Source organism: Micromonospora acroterricola, from assembly GCF_003172955.1.
In the GTDB taxonomy this organism is placed as follows: Bacteria; Actinomycetota; Actinomycetes; order Mycobacteriales; family Micromonosporaceae; genus Micromonospora; species Micromonospora acroterricola.
In genome coordinates this window covers 1-5,416 of record NZ_QGKR01000259.1, presented here as the reverse complement: position 1 = coordinate 5,416, position 5,416 = coordinate 1, and the positions used below count along the sequence as shown (strand labels likewise).

The 5,416-nt window shown below is 73.2% G+C and carries 6 protein-coding genes and 1 pseudogene; all 7 read right to left on the bottom strand.

The window, feature by feature from the left end; translation table 11 throughout:
* Positions 1-704: ABC transporter ATP-binding protein (locus DKT68_RS22840; protein ID WP_109819442.1), on the bottom strand; the 704-nt coding region annotated here is incomplete at its 3' end.
* The gene (locus tag DKT68_RS22835) at positions 704-1,447 is read right to left on the bottom strand and encodes an ABC transporter ATP-binding protein (protein WP_109819441.1); all 744 of its coding nucleotides are present in this window, start codon (positions 1,445-1,447) and stop codon (positions 704-706) included. The genes DKT68_RS22835 and DKT68_RS22840, both read right to left, overlap by 1 nt.
* A complete protein-coding gene (locus tag DKT68_RS22830; protein ID WP_109819440.1) occupies positions 1,444-2,463 on the bottom strand; it encodes a branched-chain amino acid ABC transporter permease in 1,020 nt (339 codons plus the stop codon). The genes DKT68_RS22835 and DKT68_RS22830 overlap by 4 nt, the downstream gene beginning before the upstream one ends.
* The gene (locus tag DKT68_RS22825; protein WP_236647035.1) at positions 2,460-3,353 is read right to left on the bottom strand and encodes a branched-chain amino acid ABC transporter permease; all 894 of its coding nucleotides are present in this window, start codon (positions 3,351-3,353) and stop codon (positions 2,460-2,462) included. Before DKT68_RS22825 ends, DKT68_RS22830 begins: the two co-directional genes overlap by 4 nt.
* A complete protein-coding gene (locus tag DKT68_RS22820) occupies positions 3,353-4,546 on the bottom strand; it encodes an ABC transporter substrate-binding protein (RefSeq protein WP_109819438.1) in 1,194 nt (397 codons plus the stop codon). The genes DKT68_RS22825 and DKT68_RS22820 overlap by 1 nt, the downstream gene beginning before the upstream one ends.
* A gap of 51 nt (positions 4,547-4,597) precedes the next feature.
* Positions 4,598-5,002: a roadblock/LC7 domain-containing protein gene (locus tag DKT68_RS22815; protein ID WP_089021419.1), complete on the bottom strand. Its 405-nt coding sequence runs from the start codon at positions 5,000-5,002 to the stop codon at positions 4,598-4,600.
* 16 nt (positions 5,003-5,018) lie between these two features.
* Positions 5,019-5,416 (bottom strand): annotated as a pseudogene (locus DKT68_RS22810) (hypothetical protein); the annotation flags it as partial.

Here is a 5,416-nt window from a genome sequence, read left to right as displayed (position 1 = left end):
CTCAACATCGCCGCCAGTGGGGCCGGGTCGACGCGGGCCTCAACCGTCGGTCGGTCGTAGACCACCCGGCCGTACTCCAGCACCGCCACCCGATCCGCGATGTCGATCGCGTGCTGGAGCTGCTGCTCCACGAGCAGCACGGTCATGCCGTCGGCGGCCAGGCCACCGATGACCTCCCGGACTCGCGCCGCCAGGTCGGGGGAGAGACCCTCACACGGTTCGTCGAGCAGCAGCACCCGTGGCTGGCCGAGGAGCGCGCGGGCTATCGCCAGCATCTGCTGCTCGCCACCGGAGAGCTCGCAGCCGCGGTGTCGCAGCCGCACCGCCAGCCTCGGCAGCAGCTCGAGGATCCGGGCCACCGTCCAGCCCTCGCCACCGGGGGTGGCGGCCCGCCACGGCGCGGCCGCCAGGACCAGGTGCTCGGCCACGGTCAACCGGGAGAAGACCCGCCGGCCCTGGGGGACGAGACCGACCCCGGACTGGGCGATGCGGTGCGGTTGCCGGCCCGCCACGTGCACGCCGCCGATCTCGATGCGGCCACTGGAGGCTCGCACCAGCCCGGCGATCGTGTGCACGAGCGTGCTCTTGCCCGCCCCGTTGCGACCCACCACGGCCTGGATGCTGCCCGGGCGCACCCGCAGGCTGACCTCGTGCAGCACGATCCCTCCGGCGTAGCCGGCGCAGAGCCGCTCCACAAACAGCATCAGGCCACCCCGTCGGCGTAGGCCTGCCGCACCAGCGGCGAGGTACGGATCTCGTCCGGCGTCCCGGCGGCCAGCGTCTGGCCGTCGCGCAGCACGGTGACCGTGTCGGAGAGGGCGTACACCAGGTCCAGCCGATGTTCGACGAGCAACACGGCCACCGCCCTGGGCAGCGCCCGGAGCAGCTCGGCCAGCCGGCCGACCTCGGTGGCGGACAGGCCGGCTGCCGGTTCGTCGAGCAGCAGCAGGCGGGGGCGACCGGCAAGGGCCATCGCTATCTCCAACTGGCGTCGTTGCCCGTGTGCGAGGTGCCCGGCGGGCACCGCCGCGACGTCGGCGAGGCCCATCTGGTCCAGCAGCGGGCCCGCCCGGTGTTGCGCGGTGCGCCGGCGTCCGCCGGGCCACCACCTGCGGCGTGGAATGACCCGCGGCAGCGCCGCCACCACGACGTTCTCCGTCGCGGTGAGCGTCGGGAAGACCGCGGGCCGTTGGTGTATCCGGTTGATGCCCCGTCGGGCCCGTGCCGCCGGGCCGAGCCGGCTGACGTCCCGTCCGTCGAACCGCACCGTGCCGCGCTGCGGTCTCGTGGACCCGCCGATCACGTTGAGCAGGGTCGTCTTGCCGGCTCCGTTGGGGCCGATCAGCGCGTGCCGCTGGCCGTCGTGGATGCACAGGTCCACGCCGGCGAGCGCGGCGAGCGAGCCGTACCGCACGCTGACATCCTGGGTGCTGAGCAGGCAGGTCATGCGCGTAGCTCCGGGACCGTGGCGTGGTCACGGGCAGGTGGCGGGTCCGGCTGGCTCGCCGGGGCGCTCGGCGGGCGCAACCTGCCCCGTGCCCGGTTGACGCCCGTGGGCAGCAGGTAGACCGTCGCCACGAACAGCGCGCCCAGCACCAGGGGCGCGTGGCCGGGCAGCACCCCGAACAGCCAGTCCCGGACGGCGATGACGAGCGCCGCGCCCACCAGGGCGCCGCCGACCGAGGCGGTGCCACCGATGACGACACCGAGCAGCAGCAGGGCGGACGTGTCGAAGCCGAAGTCGGCGGGGGAGATGTACTGCTGGGCCACGACCAGCAGCGAGCCGGCGGCGCCGGCTATCGCCCCGGCGGCGACGTGCGCGCCGGACAGCTGCAGCGGCACCCGGTGACCGCTGGCCCGCAGCCGGGTCTCGTCGTCCCGGCCGGCACGCAGCAGCAGCCCGGCCCGGGTACGCAGCAGCAACAGCACCGCGCCGACCAGCGTGGCCACGACGATCAGGGTGTACAGGTAACGAGCCTGGTCGGTGGCCAGGACCGGCAGCCCCCAGAACGGGCGGACCGGGGCTATGCCGGCCAGCCCGTCCGTGCCACCGGTCACCGACCGCCACCGGCCGAGGACGGTCACGACGAGTTCGCCGATCGCCAGAGTGATCATCAGGACGATCACCCCCCGGGCGGGGACGACCAGCGGCACGGTCAGCGCGGCCAGCACCGCCCCGGCGACCGCCGCGACGGCGAGCTGCACGACGCCGACGTCGGAGATCTGGCTGCCGAGCACGGCGCAGGCGTAGGCGCCGGCCGCGTACGGTGCGGTCTGGCCGAGGGTGGGCATGCCGGCGACGCCGGTGAGCAGCGCCACGCTCACCCCGACCAGGGCCAGCGCCAGCGTCCGGGCCAGGATCGCCGCGGTGTAGTCGTCGACCACCCAGGGCGCCACGACCAGGCCGGCCAGGACGAGTGCCCCGACCGCGCCCCGTCCCCGCCGGATCACCTCGTCCCTCATGTCGCCCCCCACCTGGTGGCCAGGCCACGGGCCCGCACGGCCAGCACGACCGCCATGGCGGCGAACAGCAGGAACGGTGCGGCGGACGGCAGCAGCGCCACCCCCAGCGTCTGGATCTCCCCGATGGCGAGCGCGGCGAGCAGGGTGCCCGCCATGGACCCGAGGCCACCGAGGACCACGACCACCAGGGACAGCAACAGCACCGTGTCGGCGGTGTCGGTGCCGGGGCCGATGATGGGCGCGCCCAGGACCCCGGCCGCGCCGGCCAGCGCGCCGGCGGCGGCCAGCACGCCGGCCCGGATCCGCGCGGGACTCACGCCCAGACAGGCGACCATCTCCGCGTCGTCGACGGCCGCGCGGACCAGCATCCCGGCCCTGGTGCGTCGCACCATGAGGTAGAGCGCGGCGGCGATCACCGCGGCGACGACGATGAAGACCAGCCGGTACGCCGCGTAGCGGTGGCCGGCGACCACCACCGACCCGTCCAGCGCGGCGGGGACCTGGACCTGCGGGTCGTCGGGGCCGAACCCGGCGACGAGCAGACTGCCGCCGGCCAGCGCCACCCCGAAGGTCAGCAGCGCCTGCGTGAGGTGGTTGCCGGCGGCGACCGGTGTGAGCAGGCCGGCCAGCAGCACACCCGCGGCGGCGGCGGCCAGCACACCGACCGCCAGCGCCAACGCCAGACTCGGCCAGCCACCGTCGAGCAGCGCCGCGGCGGTGTACCCGCCGATCGCGTAGAGCAGGCCGTGCGCCAGGTTGAGGATGTTGGCGACGCCGAAACAGAAGACCAGGCCCGATGCGGCGACGAAGACGAGCAGCCCGTAGGCGACCCCGTCCAGCGCCGGGATCAGGTACGGGTCGATCCGGTTCGTGCCGGCCGCCACCACCATCACCGCCCGACGGTCGCGAGGTCACCCACGACGGTGTTGGACAGCGCCCGGCCGTCCTGGCGGACCTGGCGCAGGTACCACTTCTGCACCGGGGAGTGCGTGGTGGTGGAGAACTGCCAGGTGCCGCGCGGACTGGCGATCTGGCCGAGCTGACCGATGGCCGCGTTGATGGCCTCCGGAGTCGGGTCGCTCCCGGCGGCGCCGATCGCCCGGTCCAGCACTGCCGCCGCGTCGTACGAGGCGAGCGCGTACGTGGTCGGGGAACCGTCGTGCTTGGCCTTCCACGCCGCCACGAATGCCCGGTTCTCGGCGTTGTCCAGGTCGGGCGAGTAGTTGAGCACCGAGTAGATGTCCCGGGCAGCCTCGCCCTGCGCGTTGAGCACGCCCCCCTCGGTGAGGAACCCGGCCGCGTACAGCGGGACGTCCTTGATCTCGGACTGCGCGTACTGCTTGACGAAGTCGACGGCCGCACTGCCGGCGTAGAAGGTGTAGACCGCCGCCGCGCCGGAGGCCTTGATCCGGGCGAAGTACGGGGTGAAGTTGGTGGTGGCCGGGAACGGGGTGAAGGTGGTCTTGCCGTCGGGGTTGGCGAGCTTCCCCCCGACCTTGGCGAACGCGTCGGTGAAGCCGCGCAGCTCGTCCCAGCCGCCCTGGTAGTCCGGGCCGATCGCGTACACCGAGCCCTTCACGTTGTCGCGGACGTGCTGGGCGATCGCCGCCCCGGGCTCCTCCGAGAGGTACGAGGTGTGCCAGATCCGGGAGACGTCCTTGAGCTCCGGTCGGCCGTTCGAGCCGACGAGCGGCACCTTGGTCTCGTTCAGCAGGGGGTAGACCCCGGCGACCGAGCCGCCACCGACGATGCCGGTGAGCGCGACCACGCGGTCCTGCTTGAGCAGTTTGGTCGCCGCCGGCACCGCGGTCGCGGCGCCGTTGCCCTCGTCGGCGACGACGAGATCGACCTTGCGACCGCCGAGTTTGCCGTCGTGGGTGGCCAGGTAGAGCTCGAAGCCGTCGCGGATCTCCTTGCCGACGGCCTGGTACGTCCCGGACAGCGACGCGAGCAGGCCGATCTTTATCGAACCGCTGGCGCTCGTGCCGGGCCCGTCGTCGCCGCAGGCCGTGCTGACGCTCAGCACGAGCGCGAGCAGTGTCGCGGTGAGGGCACGGCTGCGCCGAGGGGTGGTGAGTGACATGTCTTTCTCCAGAGGAAGGGAGGGGGTCCCGGCGTGGGGGCGCCGGGATTGTCAGCGGCTGCGGGCGAGTGCCGCTCGGGCCGCGGGGGTCAGCGCGTCCCCGATGCGGTTTGCCAGCTCGGTCATTTCGTAGGAGACCTTGCCCACGTCACACTCGGGTGCGGCGAGCACCAGCAGCGAGGCGCCGTCGTTGAAGGCCATCGAGAACATGAACCCGCCTTCGAGCTGTGTGACGTTGGAGATCACCGCGCCGGCGTCGAAGAAGGCCGCCGCGCCCCGCAGCAGGCTGACCAGCCCGCTGCCCGTCGCGGCCAGCTGGTCGGCGCGGTCCGGCGGCAGGTCGCGAGTGGCAGCCACCATCAGGCCGTCGCTGGAGATGGCGATGGCATGGCTGACCTCGGTCGCGCGCGCGGCGAAGTTGTCCAGCAGCCAGCCGAGATCCTGTTGGTCGCTCACGTGCTCTCCTGTCGCCTCATGTGTTGCCCAGGTTGATCGGGGTGCGTCGTCGGGTCGCCACACCGCGCGCGTACGCGGCCATCGCCGTCGCCACCTGGGCCGGGTCGCGGTACTCGGACCGTTGCTGCTGCTGGGGCACGGTGACGCCGCCGGGCACGAGATGCCGTTGCGGCTGCCGTTTGGGCAGACCCGAATTGGTGGTCGTGGCGACCTCGGGGGTGGTCGCCTGGGCGGCGGTGCGCCAGGCGTCGTCGGCCGGGCTGGACCACTCCCGGTCGTCCTGGCCGTCGACGACATCGGTGTGGAACCAGTGGTTGACCTGTTCGAAGATGAGCAGCTCCTCGGTGGGCGCGTCACCCCTTTCCGGGGGTCGGGGAGCCGGTCGGAACACCGGCGCCGCCGGCAGGGTCCGTT

Bases quoted from the DNA above. Each gene is read 5' to 3' on its own strand.
- DKT68_RS22835 (WP_109819441.1), bottom strand. From the start codon at position 1,447: ATGACCTGCCTGCTCAGCACCCAGGATGTCAGCGTGCGGTACGGCTCG.
- DKT68_RS22830 (WP_109819440.1), bottom strand. From the start codon at position 2,463: ATGAGGGACGAGGTGATCCGGCGGGGACGGGGCGCGGTCGGGGCACTC.
- DKT68_RS22825 (WP_236647035.1), bottom strand. From the start codon at position 3,353: ATGGTGGTGGCGGCCGGCACGAACCGGATCGACCCGTACCTGATCCCG.
- DKT68_RS22820 (WP_109819438.1), bottom strand. From the start codon at position 4,546: ATGTCACTCACCACCCCTCGGCGCAGCCGTGCCCTCACCGCGACACTG.